The sequence below is a fragment of the Micromonospora zhanjiangensis genome, from assembly GCF_042650605.1.
Lineage (GTDB): Bacteria > Actinomycetota > Actinomycetes > Mycobacteriales > Micromonosporaceae > Micromonospora_J > Micromonospora_J zhanjiangensis.
Genome location: NZ_JBHSBN010000002.1, coordinates 45210 through 68543, shown reverse-complemented (window position 1 = coordinate 68543; position 23334 = coordinate 45210). Strand labels below are relative to the sequence as shown.

At 71.9% G+C, this 23334-nt stretch carries 21 protein-coding genes; 5 read left to right on the top strand and 16 right to left on the bottom strand.

Annotated features, from left to right (window positions below; all coding sequences use genetic code 11):
- Positions 1-6 precede the first annotated feature (6 nt).
- Both ACFOX0_RS03365 and ACFOX0_RS03360 read left to right on the top strand, forming a co-directional pair.
- Entirely contained in the window at positions 7-1680 is a 1674-nt protein-coding gene (locus tag ACFOX0_RS03365) for a metallophosphoesterase (RefSeq protein ID WP_377541975.1), read from the top strand.
- Between the two features lie 175 nt (positions 1681-1855).
- Entirely contained in the window at positions 1856-3088 is a 1233-nt protein-coding gene (locus tag ACFOX0_RS03360) for a Clp protease N-terminal domain-containing protein (protein ID WP_377541974.1), read from the top strand.
- A gap of 28 nt (positions 3089-3116) precedes the next feature.
- Here ACFOX0_RS03360 and gatB read toward each other — a convergent pair whose 3' ends face one another.
- The 16 genes from gatB to ACFOX0_RS03280 all read right to left on the bottom strand — a co-directional run bounded on the left by gatB (position 3117) and on the right by ACFOX0_RS03280 (position 21896).
- Positions 3117-4619, bottom strand: a complete 1503-nt coding sequence (gene gatB / locus ACFOX0_RS03355) for an Asp-tRNA(Asn)/Glu-tRNA(Gln) amidotransferase subunit GatB (RefSeq protein WP_377541973.1) — start codon at positions 4617-4619, stop codon at positions 3117-3119.
- Positions 4620-4713: 94 nt separating this feature from the next.
- A complete protein-coding gene (locus ACFOX0_RS03350) occupies positions 4714-5343 on the bottom strand; it encodes a DUF4276 family protein (protein WP_377541971.1) in 630 nt (209 codons plus the stop codon).
- The gene (locus tag ACFOX0_RS03345) at positions 5343-6734 is read right to left on the bottom strand and encodes an AAA family ATPase (protein ID WP_377541970.1); all 1392 of its coding nucleotides are present in this window, start codon (positions 6732-6734) and stop codon (positions 5343-5345) included. Before ACFOX0_RS03345 ends, ACFOX0_RS03350 begins: the two co-directional genes overlap by 1 nt.
- Positions 6735-6743: 9 nt before the next feature.
- The gene (gene gatA, locus ACFOX0_RS03340) at positions 6744-8219 is read right to left on the bottom strand and encodes an Asp-tRNA(Asn)/Glu-tRNA(Gln) amidotransferase subunit GatA (RefSeq protein WP_377541969.1); all 1476 of its coding nucleotides are present in this window, start codon (positions 8217-8219) and stop codon (positions 6744-6746) included.
- Entirely contained in the window at positions 8216-8521 is a 306-nt protein-coding gene (gene gatC / locus ACFOX0_RS03335) for an Asp-tRNA(Asn)/Glu-tRNA(Gln) amidotransferase subunit GatC (protein ID WP_377541968.1), read from the bottom strand. The genes gatA and gatC overlap by 4 nt, the downstream gene beginning before the upstream one ends.
- Before the next feature lie 181 nt (positions 8522-8702).
- Positions 8703-10892 (bottom strand): putative bifunctional diguanylate cyclase/phosphodiesterase, encoded by a 2190-nt coding sequence (locus tag ACFOX0_RS03330; RefSeq protein ID WP_377541967.1) that lies wholly within the window; start codon positions 10890-10892, stop codon positions 8703-8705.
- A gap of 177 nt (positions 10893-11069) precedes the next feature.
- A complete protein-coding gene (gene ligA, locus ACFOX0_RS03325; protein WP_377541965.1) occupies positions 11070-13208 on the bottom strand; it encodes an NAD-dependent DNA ligase LigA in 2139 nt (712 codons plus the stop codon).
- A gap of 67 nt (positions 13209-13275) precedes the next feature.
- Positions 13276-14271, bottom strand: coding sequence for an ADP-ribosylglycohydrolase family protein (locus ACFOX0_RS03320; RefSeq protein ID WP_377541964.1), 996 nt, complete (start codon positions 14269-14271; stop codon positions 13276-13278).
- A 158-nt stretch (positions 14272-14429) separates the two neighbouring features.
- Positions 14430-14801 carry a VOC family protein gene (locus tag ACFOX0_RS03315; RefSeq protein ID WP_377541963.1) on the bottom strand — a complete coding sequence of 124 codons (372 nt, stop codon included), beginning with the start codon at positions 14799-14801 and terminating at the stop codon, positions 14430-14432.
- A 40-nt stretch (positions 14802-14841) separates the two neighbouring features.
- Positions 14842-15849 (bottom strand): methionine synthase, encoded by a 1008-nt coding sequence (locus tag ACFOX0_RS03310; protein WP_377541962.1) that lies wholly within the window; start codon positions 15847-15849, stop codon positions 14842-14844.
- A gap of 83 nt (positions 15850-15932) precedes the next feature.
- Positions 15933-17003 (bottom strand): tRNA 2-thiouridine(34) synthase MnmA, encoded by a 1071-nt coding sequence (gene mnmA / locus ACFOX0_RS03305; RefSeq protein ID WP_377541961.1) that lies wholly within the window; start codon positions 17001-17003, stop codon positions 15933-15935.
- Positions 17004-17187: 184 nt separating this feature from the next.
- Positions 17188-18366: a cysteine desulfurase family protein gene (locus ACFOX0_RS03300; RefSeq protein ID WP_377541959.1), complete on the bottom strand. Its 1179-nt coding sequence runs from the start codon at positions 18364-18366 to the stop codon at positions 17188-17190.
- Positions 18367-18515: 149 nt separating this feature from the next.
- The gene (locus ACFOX0_RS03295; protein WP_377541958.1) at positions 18516-19475 is read right to left on the bottom strand and encodes an electron transfer flavoprotein subunit alpha/FixB family protein; all 960 of its coding nucleotides are present in this window, start codon (positions 19473-19475) and stop codon (positions 18516-18518) included.
- Between the two features lie 13 nt (positions 19476-19488).
- Positions 19489-20268, bottom strand: coding sequence for an electron transfer flavoprotein subunit beta/FixA family protein (locus ACFOX0_RS03290; RefSeq protein WP_377541957.1), 780 nt, complete (start codon positions 20266-20268; stop codon positions 19489-19491).
- A gap of 417 nt (positions 20269-20685) precedes the next feature.
- Positions 20686-21060: a hypothetical protein gene (locus ACFOX0_RS03285; protein WP_377542507.1), complete on the bottom strand. Its 375-nt coding sequence runs from the start codon at positions 21058-21060 to the stop codon at positions 20686-20688.
- 32 nt (positions 21061-21092) lie between these two features.
- A complete protein-coding gene (locus tag ACFOX0_RS03280; protein WP_377541956.1) occupies positions 21093-21896 on the bottom strand; it encodes a GNAT family N-acetyltransferase in 804 nt (267 codons plus the stop codon).
- Between the two features lie 47 nt (positions 21897-21943).
- On the opposite strand from ACFOX0_RS03280, the gene ACFOX0_RS03275 reads away from it, so the two are divergent.
- From ACFOX0_RS03275 to ACFOX0_RS03265, 3 genes are all read left to right on the top strand, one after another.
- Positions 21944-22336: a YidH family protein gene (locus ACFOX0_RS03275; protein ID WP_377542506.1), complete on the top strand. Its 393-nt coding sequence runs from the start codon at positions 21944-21946 to the stop codon at positions 22334-22336.
- Positions 22333-22626, top strand: a complete 294-nt coding sequence (locus ACFOX0_RS03270; protein WP_377541955.1) for a DUF202 domain-containing protein — start codon at positions 22333-22335, stop codon at positions 22624-22626. Before ACFOX0_RS03275 ends, ACFOX0_RS03270 begins: the two co-directional genes overlap by 4 nt.
- A gap of 119 nt (positions 22627-22745) precedes the next feature.
- Positions 22746-23186 carry a PLD nuclease N-terminal domain-containing protein gene (locus tag ACFOX0_RS03265; RefSeq protein ID WP_377542505.1) on the top strand — a complete coding sequence of 147 codons (441 nt, stop codon included), beginning with the start codon at positions 22746-22748 and terminating at the stop codon, positions 23184-23186.
- Positions 23187-23334: the final 148 nt, after the last annotated feature.

Sequence of the window (23334 nt, the reverse complement as noted above, 5' to 3'; positions counted from 1 at the left end):
TTACACATGGACGAGCGCCGGAACGACCAGCAGACCGGCGGGGCCGCACCGGACCCCGCCGGTCGGCGCGTGCGCCGGGCGCTGGACCGCGCCACGGGAGCCCTGGGCGGCGGCGGTCGCGCCGTCGGCCGGGCGGTCGTCTCGACCCACGGCCGGCGCGTCCGGATCGGCCTGGCCGTCCTGCTCGTGACGCTGGTCGGGGTGGTGACCGGCGCGCTGCTCGGCGGTCGGGTGGAGTCCGACATCGGGCCGTTCCGGGCCGAGCTGGCGATCACCCCGACCATCGGCGGGGGGACCACCGTCCGGATCCCGCCGCTCGGCGCGCTGCAGCTCGACAGCCACGACGGGCCGGCCCACCTGACGATCCAGCTCGGCGCGCTCGACCAGCGGCGCACCGAGGCGCTGATCAACAATCCGGACGCGATCAACCAGGTCAGCCAGACGGCGGTGCAGGACGTCACCAGCGCGACCATCCGGCTCGGCCTGCGGACCGTCGCCGCCGCGCTGCTGGCCACCCTGGTGCTGGCCGCCCTGGTGTTCCGGAACAGCCGCCGGGTGGCCTGGTCGGGCCTGCTCGCGCTGCTCGTCACCGGCGGCAGCCTGGGCATCGCCGGAGCCACCGTGCACCCCCAGGCGATCGAGGAACCGCGCTACGAGGGGCTGCTGGTCAACGCGCCGGCGATCATCGGCGACGCGCGGCAGATCAGCAGCAACTACAGCCGGTACGCCGAACAGCTCCAACGCCTGGTCGGCAACGTCAGCAAGCTCTACACCACGCTCTCCGCGCTGCCGGTGTACGAGCCCACCCCGGGCACCACCCGGGTGCTGCACATCTCCGACATGCACCTCAACCCGTCGGCGTGGCAGCTCATCCGGACCGTGGTCGAGCAGTTCAACATCGACGTCGTGATCGACACCGGCGACATCACCGACTGGGGCAGCGAGCCGGAGGCGTCCTTCGTCGGCTCGATCGGCCTGCTCAAGAAGCCGTACGTCTACATTCGCGGCAACCACGACTCGCCGACCACCGCGGCGGCGGTGCGGAAGCAACCCAACGCGATCGTGCTGGACAACTCGGCCACCACCGTTGCCGGCCTGACCATCGCCGGCATCGGCGACCCGCGGTTCACCCCGGACAAGGAGACCTCACCGGCCGGGTCCGGGCTGACCGGCCAGGTGGCCGACCAGTTGATCGGCTCGGGCGAGAAGCTGGCGGCCACCGTGCGGGCCACCCGACCGCCGGTCAACATCGCGTTGGTGCACGACCCGGCGACCGCCGGTCCACTCAGCGGGACCTGTCCGTTGGTGCTGGCCGGGCACACCCACGCCCGGCAGGTGCTGCGGCTGCCGGAGGTGCCCGGCGGGCAGCCGACCCAACTGATGGTGCAGGGTTCCACCGGGGGCGCCGGGCTGCGCGGCCTGGAGGGCGAGAAGCCGACCCCGCTGACCATGTCGGTGCTCTACTTCGACCAGAAGAAGATGCTCCAGGCGTACGACGACATCCAGGTCGGTGGGACCGGCCAGTCCCAGGTCAGCCTGGAACGGCACGTGATCAACGACCCGGCCAAGGGTGATCTGAAGGCCCCGGTGACGCCGACGCCGACCCGCGGCCCATCGACCGCGCCGCCCGGCCCGGCCACGCCGACCAGTCCGACCGGCTCGGCATCGCCCACCCGCTGACCGGCTGTCGGCCGGTGAGGGCCGAACGCCCGCGCCGCCGGGCCGAGCGCGTACGGCGCCCCGAGGTTGAGCGTCGACTCCGGTTGATCCCCAGGACTACCGTGTACGGCACCCGCGCCGCGGGCCGTCCACACCGGGCCGGGTCGTCGACGGGTCGCCCCACCGGAGGTCCAGGATGGTCAATCAGCCGCTCGGTCGGGTCGGCGCGGTCAGGCTGGGCCACGTCGCCCACCAGGCGCTGTCTTATGCCTACTCGGCGGTTGCACTCAGCCCAGATCGGCAGATCGGTACGCACCACCTGTGGCAGGCGTTGCGGGGCCTGGAAGGCTTCGAGAAGTTCCGGTGGCCGGAGCGGTACGCCAGAGAACGGATCCACTTCCGCGGTGATCCGGCGACCGGCGACGACAGCCGGCTCCCGACCATCCTGGTGCCCGGGCTCGAGTTCGAAATCGACGCGGCGTTGCGGGAGGCCCGCTGGCGGGTGATCCGGACCCATCACCAGCCGTTACGTCTTCTCCTCGGATCCTCCCGAGCCGGGCGGGAACTCGGCCGACCGGACTGGGCCCCGGGAGTGCGTGCCGCCTTGGCCGCCACGCTGCTGCGCGCCTACACGGCGGCGGTGCCTGTCGCCAACGCGCTGCACCTGATGCTCGGGCTCGTCGACGATCCCAGCAATCGCGCCGTCGCGCAGCTGGGCCGGCAGGGAATCGACCTCGTGCGCCTGCGCGATCAGCTGGACGCCGATCCCAACCTGAACCGGTCCGGCGCCGAACGCGAGCCGGTCGTCTTCGAGTCGGCACTCGACGACGGCCGGTCCAGCAGTATCGACCGGCGGAAGCGGTGGCGGCGGGAAGCCGGGCGGTGGCTGCTGCGGGTCTCCCGCCAGGGGCCGTTGTACGAGCCGATCGTGGCGGAGCAACGGCGACAGGCGGTTCGGCTCGACGACCCGACCGTCACTGTCCAGCACACCGTCCTCGCCGTTCTGTGGGTGGACGAACAACTCCGGGCAATGGGGCGGCACCTGTTGCCGGAATACCAGGCGGCCAATGCCGGGGCACGGATTCTGGTCGAGCTCGGCGTCCGCGCCGTCGCGGTGCTGGCCGATGCTACGGTCATCCGGCCGGTGGAACTCGCCGATCCGGCCATCCTGGTCGAGGCGCTGGAATCGGCGCGGCCGGGCGACCCGCTGCTCAGCGCGGCCACCGCGAAGGCGTTCGCCCGGGCCGACGAGATCGCACTGGAACGGCGTCATCCGGGCTCCGGGACCACCCACCTGCTCTACGCGCTGGTCGAGCAGCCTGACGCGGAGGCCGGTGAACTGTTGCGTCGGGTAAGCGTCGACCCGGTCGCGGTCCGCGACCGGGCCGAACGGCAGCTCGCCGAACTCTCCGCCGTGTGGTCCGGCTGAGCCCCGGCGCAGGCGTCAGTGTTCTCGGTCAGCCCTCGACGCCGAGTCGGGCCAGCACCAGCTCCCGGACGGTCTTGGCGTCGGCCTGGCCGCGGGTGCTCTTCATGACGGCGCCGACCAGCGCGCCCGCGGCGGCCACCTTGCCGCTGCGCACCTTGTCGGCGATGGCCGGGTTGGCGGCGATCGCCTCGTCCACGGCGGTGGTCAGCGCGCCGGTGTCCGAGACCACCTCCAGTCCCCGGGCGGCCATGATCTCGGCCGGCGAGCCCTCGCCCGCGACGACCCCCTCCAGCACGGTACGGGCCAGCTTGTCATTGAGCCGGCCCTCGTCGACCAGCCGCTGCAGCTCGGCCACCTGGACCGGGGTGGCGCCCACCTCGGACAGCTCGACGCCGGCCTCGTTGGACCGCCGGGACAACTCACCCAGCCACCACTTGCGGGCCCCGGCCGGGGTGCTGCCGGCGGCGATCGTCCGCTCGATCAGCTCGACCGCTCCGGCGTTCAGCACCGACTGCATGTCCAGGTCGGACAGGCCCCACTCGGTCTGCAGCCGCTTGCGGTGCAGCCGGGGCAGCTCGGGCAGGCCGGCCTTCAGCTCGGCCACCCAGGCCGGGTCCGGCGCCAGCGGCACCAGATCCGGCTCCGGGAAGTACCGGTAGTCGGTGGCGGTCTCCTTGGACCGGCCCGGCGTGGTGTCCCCGGTGTCCTCGTGGAAGTGCCGGGTCTCCTGGGTGATCCGGCCGCCGCCGTCCAGCACCGCGGCCTGCCGGAGCATTTCCGAGCGGACCGCCCGCTCCACCGAACGCAGCGAGTTGACGTTCTTGGTCTCGGTCCGGGTGCCCCACTCGGTGCCGCCGGCCGGCATCAGCGACGTGTTCACGTCGCAACGCAGCGAACCCTCCTCCATCCGCACGTCGGAGACGCCGAGCGTGCGGAGGACGTCCCGCAGCTCGGTGACGTACGCCCGGGCCACCGCCGGGGCCTTGTCCCCGGTGCCGGTGATCGGCTTGGTGACGATCTCGACCAGCGGGATGCCGGCCCGGTTGTAGTCGACAAGCGACTCGGTCGCGCCGTGGATCCGACCGGTGGCGCCGCCGACGTGCAGCGACTTGCCGGTGTCCTCCTCCAGGTGCACCCGCTCGATCTCGATCCGGACCAGCTCGCCGTCCACCTCGACGTCCAGGTACCCGTCCACGCAGATCGGCTCGTCGTACTGGCTGATCTGGAAGTTCTTCGGCATGTCGGGGTAGAAGTAGTTCTTCCGGGCGAACCGGCACCATTCCGCGATGGAGCAGTTCAGCGCCAGGCCGATCCGGATGATCGCCTCGATGGCCGCCTTGTTCGCCACCGGCAGCGAGCCGGGCAGGCCGAGGCAGACCGGGCAGACCCGGGTGTTCGGCTCGCCGCCGAAGTCGGTCGGGCAGCCGCAGAACATCTTGGTGTTCGTACCCAGCTCGACGTGGGTCTCCAGGCCGATCACCGGCTCGTAGCGCGCCACGACGTCGTCGTACGCGGGCAGTGTGGTGGTCATAAGCTCCAGCCCCAAGGCGTTCAGTAGACGCTCACCAGACTAGTCCTATAGATACCGCGGCCTGCATGCAGGCCGCGCACTCCGTAGCAGCAGGTCAGATCGGGCGAAAGCCGAGGGCCTCGAGTGCTACTCGACTGTCATCCCACCAACGCCGATATGCCGGCACCTCACGCAGCTTTTCCAATGAGATGAGTTCACCGAGCTGCCCGTAATGGCTTCTGACAGGCCGACTTACCCGGCACATGATTTGATCAAGCACCTTCTTTGGATCGGAAATTTGCTCCACGTCCCGCGCACGCCGGGGAAGGCCCAGGTCAGCATCCGACCATCGAACGCCGAGTGTGTTACGCAACGCCTCTCCGTCCGCAAGGAGCCACGCCTCCGTCTCTCGCACAGGAATCACAGTCACCAACCGTTCGGGCCGACTTCCCCATTGGTTCCGTAATGGCTGCAACCATTCGCGTTCCACACGCTCGGCACTCCCCCCTTGGTCGTGATGGAAGAAGATGATCAAGAAGCTTGCAGAATTTTGTTCGACAAGTTCAATGACTTCTCCGACCGAACATGGCCCCCGCCTGTCGCGTAAAGGTTGAACGTCTGCGACTTCGACGGAATCTTCAAACTCAGTAACACAAATCTCGGCCAGTGCCCGAGCAAGTAGCCTCGGTAGAAACTGATCGTCGGTTACACCTTCAGACACAAGCGCAGACGTCAAATACCGCATCAGGTTCCCAGCTCTGCGAGAACTTCAAATTCGGCAATTTCGCGAGGGGAGACAACCTTGCCGATGTCAATGGCATCATCAATAGTCAGTTGCTGCGCTCCCGCAATGGAGCGCCATCGACTAACACGACTCCGTGGCTCGCCCCGCGCCACCCGACTAACAACGTCCATGAAAACGGCATCCGCACGAAGCTGCGTGTTTGCCGGCTCTAATGCTCGAAGAATCGCAGGCGAATGACTGCTGAGGATTAGCTGCGTTAATGAAGTACGCTCGACATCGGCATCGAGCGCAGCATCAACAAGATTCCGCAGATATCGAACAAATTGCGCGAGCCGTTGAGGAAAGATTCCGTTTTCTGGCTCTTCGAAGCAAATAAGGCCAGCACCACGCGGATCATACAATGCCGCGAGCAGCGCAATAGCACGAAGAGTCCCGTCGCTCGCGACTCGCGCCGAGAATGGTGCTTCCTCTCGAGTTAGTACCTCCACCTGACGCTGCCTTCGCGCATCATCTTCGGCCAGCTGGACCCGGATGATCCCGGGAATCACGGCGGCCAGGTCCGCGGAGAGATCGTTCAGTACGCCCTCCGGACGATCATCGTTACCGGTTTCGTCGGCAAGCCTTCGCAACGTGTTAGCCAGATGCCCACCATTCGCGGCAAGGCTATCTGGATCGTCATACGAATCTGGCGCGCGAAGCGCACTTGGATCTAGATGCAGCAAGCGCCAAGATTGCATCTCGCGCTTCAGAGCATAGAGAAGAGGAAAATCGGTGGCGGTCGTCAGGCTGGATAACACGGTCGCCGTTGCAGCCGTCGCCGGAAGTTTACGCTTACGCCCCTGATTTCCCTGCTGTCGAATGCTAAAGACTGGGCGCCCCTGCTCATCCTCTTCAGTCTCGAGAGGGTCTGCACCTGACCGATAGGCAACTAACCGCTTTCGTTGACTGGAGCTGAATCGCTGTATCCATCTGTCGTCGGTGCGGCGGATGCGGCGAACCACCTCTCGGACCACGAACGGACGTTTCGACCCGCTTTGTCCACTCGGCCGCAGCTGAATCGTCAGCTCGTACCTTAGCCTTGAGTGATTGACTTCAGCAGTGTCACCGAAGGCGTCAGTAACCCATCCATCCAGCAACACCTCTGCAGCAAAAGTCATAACGTCGACAGAGCTGCCGTCAGTGTGCCGATGGAAAAGATCCACCACATCCCCCCGCATGTGCTGAGCCGCTTCCAGCACTCCATCTCCCGCTAGGCGGCTAAGAAACTGAATCGCATCGAAGAGATTCGACTTGCCTGCCGCATTTTTCCCGATGATTACTAGAAAAGGTTGAATGTCCAGCGCGAAGCCACGAAACGACTTGAAGCCGTCGATTTCGATCCGCGTCAACATCCCACCACCTCACAGTGCCGGTGGGGTGAGGGTGCCGACGGTCGACTCCAGCGCGGCGGCGACCCGGTACATCCGGTCGTCGGCCATCGTCGGGGCCATGATCTGCAGACCCACCGGCAGCCCGTCGGACAGGCCGCACGGCACCGAGATGCCCGGCCCGCCGTACAGGTTGGTCGGGATGGTGAACAGGTCCGCCAGGTACATCTGGTACGGGTCGCCGGTGCGCGAGCCGAACGGGAACGCCACGAACGGCGTGGTCGGCGAGACCAGCACGTCGACCTGCTCGAACGCACTGGTGAAGTCGCGGGTGATCAGCGTACGCACCTTCTGCGCCTGCCCGTAGTAGGCGTCGTAGTAGCCCGACGACAGGGCGTACGTGCCGATCATGATCCGCCGCTTGACCTCGGGGCCGAAGCCGGCCTCCCGGGTCAGCGACATGACCTCCTCCAGCGACCGGTTGCCGTCGTCCCCGGTGCGCAGCCCGAACCGGACGCCGTCGAACCGGGCCAGGTTGGACGAGCACTCGCTCGGCGCGATCAGGTAGTAGGCCGGCAGCGCGTACTGGAAGTGCGGGCAGGACACCTCGACCACCTCGGCGCCCAGCTTGGTGAGGGCGTCGACGGCCTCCCGGAAGGCGGCCAGCACACCCGGCTCGGCGCCCTCGCCGGAGAACTCGGTGACCAGGCCGAGCTTCACCCCGGTCAGGTCGCCACCGGCGCCGGCCCGGGCCGCCGCGACCACGTCCGGGACCGGCTGCGGGATGGAGGTCGAGTCGCGCGGATCGTGCCCCGCGATCACCTCGTGCAGCAGCGCGGCGTCCAGCACCGTCCGGGCGCACGGGCCGGGGGTGTCCAGCGACGAGGAGAACGCCACCAGGCCGTACCGGGAGGTGCCGCCGTAGGTGGGCTTGGCGCCCACCGTGCCGGTGACCGCGCCCGGCTGGCGGATCGACCCGCCGGTGTCCGAACCGATCGCCAGCGGCGCCTCGTACGCGGCCAGCGCGGCCGAGCTGCCGCCGCCGGAGCCGCCCGGGATGCGGGTCAGGTCCCACGGGTTGCGGGTCGGCCCGTAGGCCGAGTATTCCGTGGACGAACCCATCGCGAACTCGTCCATGTTGGTCTTGCCCAGCATCACCGAGCCGGCCTCGCGCAGCCGCCGCACGATGGTCGAGTCGTACGGCGGGCGCCAGCCCTCCAGGATCTTCGACCCGACGGTGGTCGGCACGCCCTTGGTGGCGAGTACGTCCTTGACCGCGACCGGGACGCCGGCCAGCGGGCCGAGCGGCTCGCCGGCGGCCCGCCGCCGGTCCACGTCGGCCGCTGCGGCCAACGCGCCGTCGGCGTCGACGTGCAGGAAGGCGTGCACCCGGTCGTCCACCGCGGCGATCCGGTCCAGGTGGGCCCGGGTCACCTCGACGGCGGAAAGCTCGCCGCCCGCGACGCCGGCCGCGATGTCCGCGGCGGTCATTCTGGTCACATCGGTCACGACGCCACATCCTCGTCCAGGATTCGGGGTACGCGGAACCGGTCCTGGTCGGCGTCCGGGGCGCCGGACAGCGCCTCGTCCCGGCTCAGTCCGGGGACCACGACGTCCTCGCGCAGCACGTTGCTCAGCGGCACGGAGTGCGAGGTCGGCGGGATGTCCGCGGCGGCCACCTCGCCGACCCGGGCCACCGACTGCAGGATCACGTCGAGCTGGCCGGCGAACGTGTCCAACTCCTCCTCGGTGACGGCGAGCCGCGACAGGCGCGCCAGGTGCGCTACCTCTTCGCGGGAGATGGCGGCCATCGTGCCCCCTTCGGTTCGTGCTGAACGGTCTTCTTCCACCGGGTCCCGGCACAGCCTGCCGTGCGCGCCGTGACCGGAGCGAGTCTATTTGTGTCCCCTGCCGCGTCCCGCCCCACCCTCCCCGGTCCGGTCCGCTCGGCCCCCGGCGCCGCTCGGCCGGCCGTGTCGGGCGCCGGGCCGCTCAGTCCCCCGGCCCGCTCGGCCGGCCGTGCCGGGCGCCGGTCGGGTTCGCCGGGCCGGGCAGCGGGCGGTACCGGGCCAGCCAGGCGATCAGGTCGTCGGCCGGCATCGGCCGGGCGTAGAACCAGCCCTGGGCGACGTCGCAGCCGACCTCCCGCAGCAGCCGCCAGGTGCGCTCGTCCTCCACCCCCTCGGCGACCACCCGCAGCCCGAGCGCGCCGGCCAGCTCGATCATGGAGCGGACGATGGCGGCGTCGTCGGCGTCGACCGCCATCCCGAGCACGAACGACCGGTCGACCTTGACCTCGGACAGCGGCAGCCGGCGCAGGTGCTGCATGGACGAGTACCCGGTACCGAAGTCGTCCAGCGAGATGGCCACCCCGAGCTTGTCCAGCCGGGAGATGGTGGCCAGCACCCGCCGCGGGTCGGCCATCAGCGCCCCCTCGGTGATCTCCAACTGGAGGCTCGCCGTGGGTACGCCGTACCGGGCCAGCCGGTCGGCGATCTGCTCGACGATCTCACCGGTGTGCAGGTCCCGGACGCTGACGTTGACCGCCGCGCGCAGGTCGAGCCCGGCCGCCGTCCACTTGGCCAGTTGCTCCACCACGTCGTCGATCACCCGCCGGGTGAGCAGCCGCATCACCGCGCTCTGCTCGGCGACCCGGATCAGCTCCTCCGGGTCGACCATGCCGCGCGCCGGGTGCCGCCAGCGCAGCAACGCCTCGACCCCGACCACCTCGCCGGTGTCGATGGCGACCTGCGGTTGGTAGTACATGGTAATCTCACCGGCGTCGTCGCCCGGGGCACCGCCCGACCCCGCCCCCGGCCCGCCGCCCGGCGTCTCCAGGACCCGGCGCAGGTCGGCCAGCAGGCTGAGCCGCTCCGGCGAATTGTGGTCGGACTCCGGCGCGTACACCGCGACGGTGTCGCCGCGGTGCTTGGCGTCGTACATCGCCACGTCCGCGTGCCGCATCAAGGTCTCGAAGTCCCGTCCGTGGTCGGGATAGAGCGCCACGCCGATGGAACCGCCGACGTCCAGCGGCAGGCCGTCCAGCGGCACCGGCTCGGCCAGCGCGGCGACCACCTGGTCGGCCAGCTCGCGGGCGTGTTCGGCGTCGGCCAACCGGGGCGCCACGATGGCGAACTCGTCACCGCCGAGCCGGGCCACCAGGTCGCCGGGGCGGACCACCTCGGTGAGCCGCCGACCGACCTCGATCAACAACCGGTCGCCCACGGCGTGCCCGAGCGCGTCGTTGACGTTCTTGAACCGGTCCAGGTCGAGCAGCAGCAGCGCCAACCGCCGGCCGGTGCGCTCCGCGCCGCCGGAGCCGGCCCGACCGGCCGGGGCCGGGACCCGGACCGTCACCGGCACCTGCTCGTTGTGCAGCGGGAGCTGTTCCACGATCTCGGTGACCAGGGCCTTCCGGTTGGCCAGTCCGGTCAGCGGGTCCAGCCGGGCCACCCGCTCCTGCTCGCCGGAGAGCCGGGACATCCGGGACACCGCGAACAGCGGCACCAGGACCAACGGAATCAGCGCCGCGCTCTGCCGCGCCGCGGCCAGCAGCACCGGGCCGAGCAGCAGCAGCGAGCCGGTGGCGAGCAGTTCGAAGACCAACCCCTGGCGGACCACCCGCCACCAGCCGGTGCCGAACCGGAACCGGATGGCCAGTGTGACCAGGCCGTACGAGACCACGAACCAGGCCGCCACGGCGGCGGTCAGGACCGCCACGTCCGGCCAGCCCGGCGCCCGCCCACCGGCGAAGTCCGGGTAGCCGCCCAGCCGGGTCACCGCCGCGGCGGCGGCCAGCGCGCAGGCGTACTGGGCGATGTTGAACGCGGTCCGCCAGGCGGCGTGCCGCATCCGGGCGCCGGACACCAGCACCGCCGCGGCCTGCACCGCGATCGCCGGCCCGAGGCCCCAACCGACCAGGATCGCGAAGGTGAAGCAGACCGACGGGAACACGGCCGGGCTCTGCCGCCGGCCGGGTGGGGTGAACGGCCGCGCGTCGCAGCCCACGGCGAGCACCACCATGACCCAGAAGGCCACCGGCAGGTGCGGGGTCTGGCCGGGCAGCGCACCGAGCGGTACGGCGGAGACCAGGACGGCCAGCGCCACCACCGTCGCGACGAAGCCGAGGAAGGTTCCCGCCCGGCCAGGAGGAACGGAGTTCCGCAGGGCCGCGGCCTCCATCAGACGACCTCCCGACGTTCCGGGGCGCCCGCTACCTCCCGCAGGCGCCTGCATCCATCAAACGCCCGAATAGTCCCTGCTCAGGAGCCCGACAGCCGGGAAACGGTCAGTCGTGACTAACTTGGAATACGGCACATCTCGCTCCGACACCGGACGATACGGAGAGTTACCGTCGCCTCATTCTTCGCTACGCTGCGCCACCTCGCGGGCGGCGTCCGGGCCGGCCGAGAGCAGCACCCCGAAGCCCGCCTCGTCCAGCGTCGGCACCTTCAGCGTGGCCGCCTTGTCGGCCTTGGAACCCGGATTCTCCCCCACCACGACGAAGCCGGTCTTCTTCGACACCGAGCCGGAGACCTTGCCGCCGAGCGACTGGATCGCCTCCGCCGCCTCGTCCCGGGTGTAGCCGGACAGCGTGCCGGTCACCACCACGGTCAGCCCCTCCAGCGGGCGCGGGCCCTCGTCCCGGCGCTCCTCGGCCATCCGTACCCCGGCCTTGGTCCACTTGCGCACCACGTCGCGGTGCCAGTCGACGGCGAACCACTCGCGCAGGCTCACCGCGATGGTCGGCCCGACCCCGTCCACCGAGGAGAGTTCCTCCTCCCCGGCGGCCTCGATGGCCGGCATCGACCCGAAGTGTCGGGCCAACGCCTGCGCCGCGGTCGGCCCGACGTGCCGGATCGACAGCGCGACCAGCACCCGCCAGAGCGGCCGCTGTTTCACCTCGTCCAGATTCTCCAGCAGCTTGACCGCGTTGCTGCCCAGGCTGCCGTCCTTGTTGACGAAGAACGGCACCGCGGCCAGCCGCTCGGCGTCCAGGTCGAACAGGTCGCCCTCGTCGGTGATCGCCTTCGAGTCGAGCAGCGCGCCGGCCGCCTTGTAGCCGAGCACCTCGATGTCCAGCGCACCGCGTCCGGCCAGGTGGAACACCCGCTCGCGCAACTGCGCCGGGCAGGTCCGGGAGTTGGGACACCGGATGTCGACGTCGCCCTCCTTGGCGGGCGCCAACGCGGTGCCGCAGGCCGGGCAGCGGTCCGGCATCCGGAACGGCCGGGCGTCGGCCGGGCGCAGGTCGACGACCGGGCCGAGCACCTCCGGGATCACGTCGCCGGCCTTGCGGATGGTGACCGTGTCGCCGATCAGCACGCCCTTGCGTTCCACCTCGCGGGCGTTGTGCAGGGTGGCGAAGGCGACCGTCGAACCGGCGACCTTCACCGGTTCGAGCACGGCGAACGGGGTGACCCGGCCGGTCCGCCCCACGTTCACGTCGACGTCGATCAGCTTGGTGGTCACCTCTTCAGGGGGATATTTGAAGGCGATCGCCCACCGGGGTGCCCGGCTGGTCGAGCCGAGCCGGCCCTGGATGGCCACCGGGTCGACCTTGACCACCACCCCGTCGATCTCGTGCTCGACGTCGTGCCGGTGCGCGGCGTAGTGGTCGATGTAGTCCCGGACGCCGGCCAGGTCGGGCACCACCCGCCAGCGGTCGCTGGTCGGCAGCCCCCAGGCCCGCAACGCCGCGTACGACTCGGACTGGGCCGTTGGGCGGTAGCCCCTGCGGGCGCCGATGCCGTGCACCACCATCCGCAACGGGCGGCTCGCGGTGATCCGGGGATCCTTCTGCCGCAGGCTGCCGGCGGCGGCGTTGCGCGGATTGGCGAACGGCGCCTTGCCCTGCTCGACCAGGGACGCGTTCAGCCCGGCGAAGTCGGACACCGGGAAGTAGATCTCGCCGCGCACCTCCAGCAGCTCTGGCACCTTGGGCGCACCCTTGCCGCCGGTCAGCCGCTCGGGGATGGTGCGGATGGTGCGGACGTTGGCGGTGACGTCCTCGCCGGTGCGCCCGTCGCCCCGGGTCGCCGCCCGGACCAGCCGGCCCTTCTCGTAGGTCAGGTTGATCGCCAGCCCGTCGACCTTCAGCTCGCACAGGTACGGCACCGGGCCGCCGGCGTCCCGCTCCACCCGCTCGGCCCAGGCGGCCAGCTCGTCCGGGTCGAAGGCGTTGTCCAGCGACATCATCCGCTCGGCGTGCTCGACCGGGGTGAACAGCGTGGAGAAGGTGCCACCGACCCGCTGGGTGGGCGACTCCGGGGTGCGCAGGGAGGGGAACTCCTCCTCCAGCGCGGCCAGCTCCCGCAGCAACGTGTCGAACTCGGCGTCCGAGATGACCGGCGAGTCCAGCACGTAGTAGCGGTACTGGTGGTCGGTCAGGTCGGCACTCAGGGTGGCGTGCCGCTCCCGGGCGGCGGCCGTCGGCTCGGCACCGGCCGCCGCCTCCTGCGCGGCGCTGACCTGCTGCGGAATGGCTTCCTCGGACATGGCTGGCGACCTCCCCGGTGCACGCTACCGGTGCACGTTATCCCGCCGGTACGACATCGGGGGCGGCTCAGTCCCAGCCGGCGCCGAGGGCGGTGAGCTGGTCGGCGTACTCGATTCGGGCGGCCCAACCCGCCGGCCAGGCCGCCATGCCGTGGGCGGCGCCCAGGAAGGCGCCGGTGAGGCAGGCAATCGAGTCGGAGTCGCCCCGGGTGGTGGCGGCCCGGGCCAGCGCGGCGACCGGGTCGTCCCGGTGCCGCACCGCGCAGTACACCGCCGTGGCCAGCGCCTCCTCGGCGATCCAGCCGTCACCGGTACGCAGGCACGGGTCGTCGCCGTCGTCCGGGTCGGTCAACGCCGCCGCCAGCCGGTCGAGCGCGCCGAGGCACTCGTCCCAGCCGGTGGCGATGAAACCGACCGGATCCGCGCCCTCCGCCCACCGCCACAGGTCACCGAGCCAGTCGGCCCGGTAGGTGGTGCGCTGCTCGGCCGCCCGCAGCCGCAGCAGGCCGGGCAGGTCGCCCACCGCCGCGCCGTCGCGCAGCATGCGCACGGCGTACGCGGTCAGCTCGCTGGCCGCCAGGGCGGTCGGGTGACCGTGGGTCAGGCCGGCCTGCAACTGGGCCACCCCGGCCAGGGTGTCCAGGTCGTAGCCGGGCATCAGGCCGACCGGGGTGACCCGCATGTTGGCCCCGCAGCCCTTGGACCGGCCCTCGGTGGCCCGCTGCCACGGTCCGCCGTCGGCCAGTTTTCCGCAGGCCCGCAGGCAGGTCATCCCGGGCGCCCGGTTGTTGTCGGGGCTGTTCGCCCAGTCGAGGAACCGCCGACGCAGCACCGGCTCCAGTGCGTCCGGGGCGGCGGCCGGGGCCTCGCGCAGCGCCCAGCCCACCGCCAGGCCCATCTGGGTGTCGTCGGTGACCATGGCCGGATCGCCGGTCAGATCGCGCGGGCCGGCCGGACCGTACCGGTCGACGATCTGGGCCACCGACAGGAACTCGGTCGGTTTGCCGAGCGCGTCGCCGTAGGCCAGCCCGAACAGTGATCCCGACGCCCGCTTCCCGGTCATCCCGCCATGATCCACGAAAGACCGGCCACCCCGCCACCCCGGCCGGACCGGCCCGTCGCCGCCCCGCGGCCGGCCGGACCGGGCGGACCACGGGCCGGGCGGACCACGGGCCGGGCGGACCACGGCCGGCCGGTCGCTCCCGGCGGACCGCGGACCGGTCACTCCCAGCAGAGGCAGAACGGGTGACCCGCCGGGTCGGCGTAGACCCGGAACCGGTCGTCGCCGCCCTCCTGGCCGCCGGGCAACCGGGTGGCACCGAGTTCGAGCACCCGCCGCTCGGCCGCGTCGACGTCGTCGACGGTGACGTCGAGGTGGAACTGCTGCGGCCGCTCCGGATCCGGCCAGCGCGGCTCCCGCAGGCCCGGCGCCTGCTGGAAGGCGAGCCGGACGTCGTGTCCCGGACCGCCGACCACCACCCACTCGTCCTCGTCGTCGTACGTGACCGGGATGCCGAGCAACTCGCTGTAGAAGGCGGCGAGCGAGCGCGGATCGGGACAGTCGATGACGACGCTGCGCAGTTTTCCGATCATGCCGGTGATAGTGCCCGGCGGGTGCGACAGGAAACCCGGGTCAGGCCTCGGCCAGCCGCCGGCCGGCGTCCCGGCAGGCGGTGAGGACCGCGCGGGCGTACTCGGGGGTGGCGCCGGCCAGGCCGCAGGTCGGGGTCACCACCACCTGCGTGGCGAGCCGGGCGGGCGGGAAGCCGAGGCGGTGCCAGAGCTGGCGTACCCGGTCGGCGACCTGGGCGGAGGACGGCGCGCGACCGGCCGGCGGCGCGGTCGCCGGCGCGGCGCCGGCCAGCAGGCCGAGACCCGCGTCGAGCGCCTCGCCGAGCGGGTCCAGGTCGCGGCCCAACAGGTCCAGGTCCAACCCCACCGCGGCCGCGCCGGCCGCGCGGAACAACCCCACCGGTACGTCCGGCGCGCAGCAGTGCAGCACGACGGGCGCCCCGACAGCGGTCAGCACCGAACGCAGCGCGTCGACGGCCACGTTCTGCTCCACCGGCCGGTACGCGCCGAGCCCGCTCTCGGTCGGCACCCGTCCGGCCAGCACGGTCGGCAGTGACGGCTCGTCCAGTTGGAGCAGCACGGTGGCCCCGGGCAGCCGGCGGCGCACCGTGGCGACGTGCTCGCGCAGCCCCTCGGCCAACGAGCCGGTCAGGTCGCGCACGGCTCCCGGGTCCCGCAGCATCCGGCCGCCGATCGGCCGGTCCAGCGCGGCGGCCAGGGTGAACGGGCCGGCCGCCGAGATCTTGACCGGACCGGCGAGCCCGTCGGCCTGCTCGGTGAGCTGGTCCAGGTCGCGTTCCATCAGGTCGTGCGCGCGACGCAGGTCCCGGCCGGGACGGCCGGCGATCCGCCAGCGGGCCGCGTGCAGCTCGACCGGCAGGTCCACCAGCAGCCCGGCGGTCCGGCCGATCAGGTCGGCCCCCGGTCCACGGGCGGGCAACTCGGGCAGGTGCGGCAGGTCCGGCAGCTCACCGAGCACGATCCGCTGGGCCTCGGCGACGTCGGTGCCGGGCATCGACCCGACCCCGGTCGCCGCGCCGGCCGGCCACGGCCAGGTTGGTTGGGTCACGTCCGATCACTCTACGCACCGCCCCGGCCGGGCCCACCGACCCGGAGCCACCGGGCGGACGCGGATGCGGGGGCGGGCCGCGGTCAGCGGATGGTGGCGGAGCCGAGGACGACGTCGCCGGCCGGGTCGGGACGGTAGGCCACGATCGCCTGACCGGCGGCCACCCCGCGGGCCGGCGAGTGCAGCTCGGCCCGGAGCGTGCCGCCGTCCAGGCGCACCGTCGCCGGCACCACGCCGCCGTGCGCGCGCAGCTGCACCTGGCAGTCGACCGGTCCGGTCGGCACCGGACCACCGGTCCAGACCGGGCGCTCGGCGTTCACTTCGGACACGTCCAGCGCCTCGGCCGGGCCGACCGTCACGGTGTTGGTCTTCGGAGTGATGGACAACACGTAGCGCGGCCGGCCGTCCGGGGCCGGGGTCTCCAACCGCAGGCCGCGTCGCTGGCCCACGGTGTAGGCGTACGCGCCGTCGTGGCCGCCCAGCACCGCGCCGGTCCCCGCGTCGACGATGTCGCCGGGGGCGGATCCGAGGCGGTCGGCGAGGAAGCCACGGGTGTCCCCGTCGGCGATGAAGCAGATGTCGTGCGAGTCCGGCTTGTCGGCCACCGCCAGGCCACGCTCGGCGGCCTCGGCGCGGACCTGCGCCTTGGTCGAGTCGCCGAGCGGGAACATCGACCGGTCGAGTTGCTCGCGGGTCAGCACCGCCAGCACATACGACTGGTCCTTGGCCGCGTCGACGCTGCGCCGCAGCAGCCCGTCGGCGCCCAGCCGGGCGTGGTGACCGGTGACCACGGCGTCGAAGCCGAGCGCCACCGCCCGGTCCAGCACCGCCGCGAACTTGATCTTCTCGTTGCAGCGCAGGCACGGGTTCGGGGTGCGCCCCGCCGCGTACTCGGCGACGAAGTCGTCCACCACGTCGGCGTGGAACCGGTCGGCCATGTCCCAGACGTAGAACGGGATGCCGAGCACGTCCGCGGCCCGCCGGGCGTCCCGGGAGTCCTCCAGCGTGCAGCAGCCACGGGCCCCGGTGCGGTAGGTCTGCGGGTTGCGGGCCAGCGCCAGGTGCACGCCGGTCACGTCGTGCCCGGCCGCCACCGCCCGCGCGGCGGCCACCGCCGAGTCGACCCCACCGGACATCGCCGCCAACACCCTCACCGGGACACCTCCTTCACGCCATCGAGCGTAGCCCGGCCCGGCGCGCCGCTCCTTACCGCCCGTACGGGTGCGCAGGTTCACCTCTCCGACGGCCGACCGCCCCGGATGACGACACCCGCGCCGGGCCGGGCCAATCATGATCCGGAAGAGTTCGGCTCGTCAGAGCGAGCAGGACTCTCCCGGATCATGGGCGGGCGGAGCCGAGGGAGCCGGCGCGGCGGGCCCGGTCGACGGCCGCCGGCAGCGCGGCGACCAGCGCGTCCACGTCCGCGGCGGTCGAGGTGTGGCCCAGGGCGAAGCGCAGCGAGGAGCGTGCCCGGTCGTCGTCGGCACCCATCCCGAGCAGTACGTGGGACGGCTGGGCCACCCCGGCCGAGCAGGCGGACCCGGTCGAGCAGGCGATGCCCTGGGCGTCGAGCAGCAGCAGCAACGCGTCGCCCTCGCAGCCGGGGAAGGAGAAGTGCGCGTTGCCGGGCAGCCGGTGCTCCGGGTCGCCGTTGAAGATCGCGTCCGGCACCGCCTGCCGGATCCGGGCCACCAGGTCGTCGCGCAGCGCGCCGACCCGGGCCGCGTACGCCTGCTGGTTCTTCACCGCGGTCTCGACCGCGACGGCGAACGCGACGACGCCGGGGGTGTCCAGGGTGCCGGAGCGGACGTCCCGCTCCTGGCCGCCGCCGTGCAGCAGCGGGGTGCACGGCACGTCCCGGCCGAGCAGCAGCGCGCCCACCCCGATCGGGCCGCCGAGCTTGTGCCCGGTCACGGTGAGCGCGGCGGCACCGCTGGCCGCGAAGTCGACCGGGACCTGCCCGACCGCCTGGACGGCGTCGGTGTGGAACGGGATGCCGTGCCGGGCGGCCAGGGCGGCCAGCTCGGCGACCGGTTGCACCGTGCCGACCTCGTTGTTGGCCCACATGGCACTGACCACGGCGACCCGGTCGCCGTGCGCGTCGAGTTCGGCCGCCAGCGTGGCCGGGTCGAGCCGACCGACGGAGTCGACCGGGAGCAGACCGACCGAGGCGTCCTCGTGCCGGCGCAGCCACTCGACTGTGTCCAGCACCGCGTGGTGCTCGACGGAACTGGCCACCACCCGGGTCCGGCCCGGTGTGGCCGACCGGCGCGCCCAGAAGATGCCCTTCACCGCCAGGTTGTCGCTCTCGGTACCGCCGCCCGTGAAGATCACCTCGGACGGCCGGGCACCCAGCGCGGCGGCGATCCGCTCCCGCGACTCCTCGATCCGGCGGCGGGCGCCCCGACCGGCGGCGTGCAGCGACGAGGCGTTGCCGACCTCACGGGCGGTGGCGACGTACGCCTCCAGCGCCTCGTCGAGCATCGGCGTGGTCGCCGCGTGATCCAAGTAGGTCATCACGACCCAGCCTATCGCCGCCCGGATGCCACCCTGACCGCACACTGCCCCGACGGTGGGCGACGCGCGAGGGGTGGGCCGCCGGGCCCGGCGCGGACATCAAGCCTGACGGTCCGCGCCGGGTACGGCGGCCCACCCCGCCACCCACCTCACTTGCGCTTGCGGATCTCCTCGGCGGCCTGCGGTACGACCTTGAACAGGTCACCCACCACGCCGTAGTCGGCCAGTTCGAAGATCGGCGCCTCGGCGTCCTTGTTCACCGCGACGATGGTCTTCGAGGTCTGCATGCCGGCCCGGTGCTGGATCGCGCCGGAGATGCCCAGCGCCACGTACAGCTGCGGGGAGACGGTCTTGCCGGTCTGCCCGACCTGGAACTGGTGCGGGTAGAAGCCGGAGTCGACCGCGGCCCGGGACGCCCCGACGGCGCCGCCGAGCAGGTCGGCGATCTCCTCGACGAGCTTGAAGTTGTCGGCGTTGCCGACGCCGCGACCGCCGGAGACGACGATCGACGCCTCGGTCAGCTCGGGCCGGGAGCCCTTCTGCTCGGCGACCCGCTCCACCACCGTGGCCAGCTTGTCCGCGTCGCCGAGCTGGACGTCGAGCTGCTCGACGCTCGGGGTGGCGGCGGCCGGGGTCGGCGGCACCGAGTTGGGACGCAGGGTCACCAGCGGCAGGCCGCGGGTCACCTTGGACTTCACGATGGTCGAGCCGGCGAAGGCCACCTGGGTGGCGGTGCCGTCGGCGTCCAGCCCGACCACGTCGGTGAGGATGCCGTTGTCCAGCTTGACCGCGAGCCGGGCCGCGATCTCCTTGCCCTCCTGGCTGGAGGCGAGCAGGACGGCCGCCGGCTGCACCCGCCTGACCAGGTCGGCCAGCACGGTCGCCTTGGGCGCCACCAGGTACCCGTCGATCTCGTCGCCCTCGGCGGCGTAGATCTTCTCGGCGCCGTACTCGCCGAGCTTGTCGGTGAGCGCGGCGGCGGCACCGCTGCCGCCGAGCACCACCGCGGCCGGGGTGCCCAGCTGGCGGGCCAGGGTGAGCAGTTCGAGGGTGACCTTCTTGACGCCGAATTCCCGGGTGGCCTCGACGACTACCAGAACCTCAGACATGGACCGGCCCCCCTCAGACGAACTTCTCGGACGCGAGGAACTCGACCAGCCGCACGCCGCCCTCGCCCTCGTCGGTGATCTTCTCGCCGCCGGAGCGCGGCGGCCGCTTGCTGTGCTCGACGACCGCACTGGTGGCGCCGTCGAACCCGACCTCCGTCGGCGCGACGCCGAGGTCGGCCAGGGACAACGTCTCGACCGGCTTCTTCTTGGCCGCCATGATGCCCTTGAAGGAGGGGTAGCGCGGCTCGTTGATGGTGTCCCAGACCGAGACGACGGCCGGGGTCGCGGCGCTGACCGTCTCGTAGCCCTCCTCGGTCTGCCGCTCGACGGTCAGGGTGGACCCGTCGACCACCACCTTGCGGGCGCCGGTGAGCGCGGCGACGCCGAGCCGCTCGGCGAGCATGTGCGGCATGACCTGCACCCGGCCGTCGGTGGACTCCGCGCCGCAGATCACCAGGTCGGCGTTCAGCCGGCCGAGGGCGGCGGCGAGCACCTTGGAGGTGGCCACCGCGCAGGAACCGTGCAGCGCGTCGTCGAGCACGTGGACGGCCTTGTCCGGCCCCATCGACAGGGCCTTGCGGATCGACTCGGTGGCCTTGTCCGGTCCCATCGTCAGGATGGTCACCTCGCCGCCGTGCGCCTCCTTGATCCGCAACGCCTCCTCGATGGCGTACTCGTCCATCTCGTTGATGACGTTGGTTGCCGACCCGCGGTCGACGGTGTTGTCGTCACTGCGCAGGTTGCGGTCCGCGCCCGAGTCGGGCACCTGCTTGACGAGTACGACGATGTTCATCGTGCTTCGACGACCCTCCTGTTGGTGTGCCTGTCGGCCGGCCCGGCGAGGTCGCCACGCGGGCTGCCTCTGCCGGCACGGCGCGTAGTTCTGCTGGCGCAGCCTTTCGCGTCCGGAAACGCTTGGTCAACCGCGGGCTGTTGTGCGGTTTCCCACGAGCAATGTTACCCACTGGTAGCTTTCCACCATCGGACACCCAGAGTGACACAGCTCACCGCGGACGACCATTTCGACGGTAGGATGCCGACAAAAGGAAGGTGCCCGAAATGTCCGCACAAGCCACCCCGTCGCCGCCGGTCCGCTTCGCCACCTGCGGCCGGCGACTCCTCCAGGACGGACACCGGTGCTCCTGCGGCCGGCTGCGGGAGACCTGCGTACGGGCGACGGTACGGGCGCTGTGGCTCGGCGACGGCCCGGTCAGCCCAACGCCCCCAGGGCACCCATCACCTTCACCACGACGGTCGACTCGGCCTCGTTGACCCCGCGGGTCGCCTCCGCCACCTGCCGGACCGCGGCAACCACGGTGGCCCGGTAGCGGCCCACCTCGTCCGGCGCCCGCACCTCGAGGATCTCCACCGAGCGGCGCAACGCCGGCAGGACGACCTCCTCCACCGCCACCCGATCGTCCGGCAGCCGCGGCAGCGGCCCGGTGGTCAGGACGTCCTTGACCAGACCGGACGAGTCGTTGATGGTGTCCGACGCGGCGAAACTCTCCTTGATCATCGAGATCGGCCCCGGGTCGGCGTCGGAGACCAGGAAGACCGCCCCGAACGCGGCCGTCCGCAGGGTCATCCGCTCGTCGTCGGTAAGCGTGACAGCCACGGTTACGGAGTGTAGACGTACGGGGTCGTGGTGGTGACCGGTACGAGGCCGAGTCGCTCCAGGATCGGACGGCTGTCCTCCGAGGCGTCGACCTGCAGAAACGCGTACCCCCGGGCGTCGGCGAGGCGGGCCCGGTAGGTGACCAGCGCCCGGTAGATGCCCCGGCGCCGCCAGTCCGGCAACGTCGAACCGCCCCACAGGGAGGCGAACCGGGTCCCGGCGATGTACCGCACCCAGCCGGAGCTGACCACCCGACCGGTGGCCTCCTCCTCGGCCACCAGCACGGTGATGGCCTCGGGACCCATGGACAACTCCCGCTCCAGCATGTCGGCCAGATGACCGCGGTCGTCGTTCCACACTGCCGACTCCAGCACCACGATCCGGTCCAGGTCGGCGCGGTCGGTGACCTCGCGCAGGCGTACCCCGTCGGGCGGGACCGGGAGGGTGGCCGCCAGCGACGCGACCGGGCCGACCAGGACGGTCTCCCGATCCTCCGGCTCGAACCCGGCGGCCCGCAGCCGGTCCGGCAGGTCGGCCGGTTCGTCGTGGCCGTAGGTCTTCCACTCCACCGGCTCGCCCAGCGCGGCGAAGTGGTCCCGCTGCCGGTGGATCAGCGCGTCCAGCCGGTCGCCGGTCAGGCCGGCGAGATCCCGGTACGCCAGGAAGCCGCCCCGGCCCAGGCCGTGCACCCGGGTCAGCGGACCGTCCTCCTCCAGGGTCACCCCCGGCGGCACCGGGTTGGGCAGGTCCGGCCGCAACTGGTTGTCGTAGGCGGCGAGCAGAGTTTTCGGGTCGAGATCCGTCACCCGCCCAGGCTATGCCGGCCGTCCACCGGATAATCGTGATCATGTCCATGCGCGGTGCGATCAGGCAGTGGTTCCACCCGCGGGATCTGCGGGAGGTCGGCGACCAGCCGGACTACCGGTTCTCGCTGGCCAACGAGCGCACCTTCCTGGCCTGGCTGCGCACCGGGCTGGCGCTGGTCGGCGGCGGCCTGGCGGTGGTCCAGTTCCTGCCGCCGCTGCCCGTGCCGCACCTGCGCGAGGCGCTGGCGATCGCGCTGCTGCTGCTCGGCGGGGCGGTGGCGGTCCGCGCGGTGGACCACTGGGCCCGCACCGAACGGGCCATCCGGCTGCGCCGGGAACTGCCGGTCTCCCGGTTCCCCGCCGTCCTGTCGCTGACCGTCGGGCTCGGCGCCCTGCTGCTGGTGGTCGCCGTGCTGCTGCGGGCCGTGGGGCAACGGTGAGCGACGATCCCGGGCTGGCCCGGCAACGGACCCGGCTCGCCTGGCGGCGCACCGTCCTCGGGTTCACCGTGGTCGTCGTGCTCACCGTCCGGCTGGCCCTGCCGGCAGGCCCGCCGGGCGCGTTGGCCGCGGCGGTCGCGCTGGTCGGCTGGGTGGCGGTGGTGGTGCTGACCTTCCGCCGGTACGCCGGTTCGCCGTCGTCGGGCGGCGCCGGCCGGCTGGCGCCGCTGGCCGCGCTGGCCGTGACCGGCTACGCCGCGCTCGGCGCGCTGCTGGTCCTCGTCCGCTGACCCCCGGGCCGGCCGGTGCCGGACCGGCCGCGACCCGGCCGCGGTCGACCGCTGCCGGTGCCGGGATGCGGGCGGAAGAGGCGATGGGCACGGTCGACCCGATGGGTCATGATGAGCGGATGGCCCGCCTCTACGTGCTTCTCTTCCTGGTCGAGATCGTTCTCGCCATCTGCGCTCTGATCAGCTGCCTGTCCACCGAGGAGGACGAGATCCGGGCGTTGCCGCGCCTCGTCTGGGTGCTGATCATCCTGTTCTTCCCGCTGGTCGGCTCGATCGCCTGGTTCGTGGCCGGCCGGCCGGCCACCGCGCCCGTCGACCGGCGGCGGTGGCGGCCGGGTGGCGGCTTCCCCGAGGCGGAACGGCCGCGCCGGCAGGTCGCGCCGGACGACGATCCGGAGTTCCTCCGTACGCTGGGCGAGCGGTCCCGGTCCGATCAGGAGATGTTCGCCCGCTGGGAGGCCGACCTGCGCCGCCGCGAGGACGACCTGCGCCGCCGGGACACCGGACCGGTTCCGGGCGACGGCGAACCCTCGCCCCGGGAGGACCGGCCGGAGTCGTGACCCGCCCACTCTGACTGGCTGGTCACACAGCACGGGCCCACCGGCGTGGCGACGAGCGGTTAGGATTCGGCGGCCCTTGCCGCCTCGGGTTCCGGCGGTGTCGCCCGCCGTTTCCGGGCCACGGTCGACATCCGCCGGCCACCCGTCC

What these genes read in the sequence shown, in the direction of transcription:
- ACFOX0_RS03285 (WP_377542507.1), bottom strand. Translation starts at nt 21,060, where the DNA reads ATGACCCTGCGGACGGCCGCGTTCGGGGCGGTCTTCCTGGTCTCCGAC.
- ACFOX0_RS03365 (WP_377541975.1), top strand. Translation starts at nt 7, where the DNA reads ATGGACGAGCGCCGGAACGACCAGCAGACCGGCGGGGCCGCACCGGAC.
- ACFOX0_RS03320 (WP_377541964.1), bottom strand. Translation starts at nt 14,271, where the DNA reads ATGACCGGGAAGCGGGCGTCGGGATCACTGTTCGGGCTGGCCTACGGC.
- ACFOX0_RS03265 (WP_377542505.1), top strand. Translation starts at nt 22,746, where the DNA reads ATGGCCCGCCTCTACGTGCTTCTCTTCCTGGTCGAGATCGTTCTCGCC.
- ACFOX0_RS03315 (WP_377541963.1), bottom strand. Translation starts at nt 14,801, where the DNA reads ATGATCGGAAAACTGCGCAGCGTCGTCATCGACTGTCCCGATCCGCGC.
- gatB (WP_377541973.1), bottom strand. Translation starts at nt 4,619, where the DNA reads ATGACCACCACACTGCCCGCGTACGACGACGTCGTGGCGCGCTACGAG.
- ACFOX0_RS03295 (WP_377541958.1), bottom strand. Translation starts at nt 19,475, where the DNA reads ATGTCTGAGGTTCTGGTAGTCGTCGAGGCCACCCGGGAATTCGGCGTC.
- ligA (WP_377541965.1), bottom strand. Translation starts at nt 13,208, where the DNA reads ATGTCCGAGGAAGCCATTCCGCAGCAGGTCAGCGCCGCGCAGGAGGCG.
- ACFOX0_RS03290 (WP_377541957.1), bottom strand. Translation starts at nt 20,268, where the DNA reads ATGAACATCGTCGTACTCGTCAAGCAGGTGCCCGACTCGGGCGCGGAC.
- ACFOX0_RS03275 (WP_377542506.1), top strand. Translation starts at nt 21,944, where the DNA reads ATGCGCGGTGCGATCAGGCAGTGGTTCCACCCGCGGGATCTGCGGGAG.
- ACFOX0_RS03350 (WP_377541971.1), bottom strand. Translation starts at nt 5,343, where the DNA reads ATGCGGTATTTGACGTCTGCGCTTGTGTCTGAAGGTGTAACCGACGAT.
- ACFOX0_RS03345 (WP_377541970.1), bottom strand. Translation starts at nt 6,734, where the DNA reads ATGTTGACGCGGATCGAAATCGACGGCTTCAAGTCGTTTCGTGGCTTC.
- ACFOX0_RS03360 (WP_377541974.1), top strand. Translation starts at nt 1,856, where the DNA reads ATGGTCAATCAGCCGCTCGGTCGGGTCGGCGCGGTCAGGCTGGGCCAC.
- gatC (WP_377541968.1), bottom strand. Translation starts at nt 8,521, where the DNA reads ATGGCCGCCATCTCCCGCGAAGAGGTAGCGCACCTGGCGCGCCTGTCG.
- ACFOX0_RS03300 (WP_377541959.1), bottom strand. Translation starts at nt 18,366, where the DNA reads ATGACCTACTTGGATCACGCGGCGACCACGCCGATGCTCGACGAGGCG.
- ACFOX0_RS03330 (WP_377541967.1), bottom strand. Translation starts at nt 10,892, where the DNA reads ATGGAGGCCGCGGCCCTGCGGAACTCCGTTCCTCCTGGCCGGGCGGGA.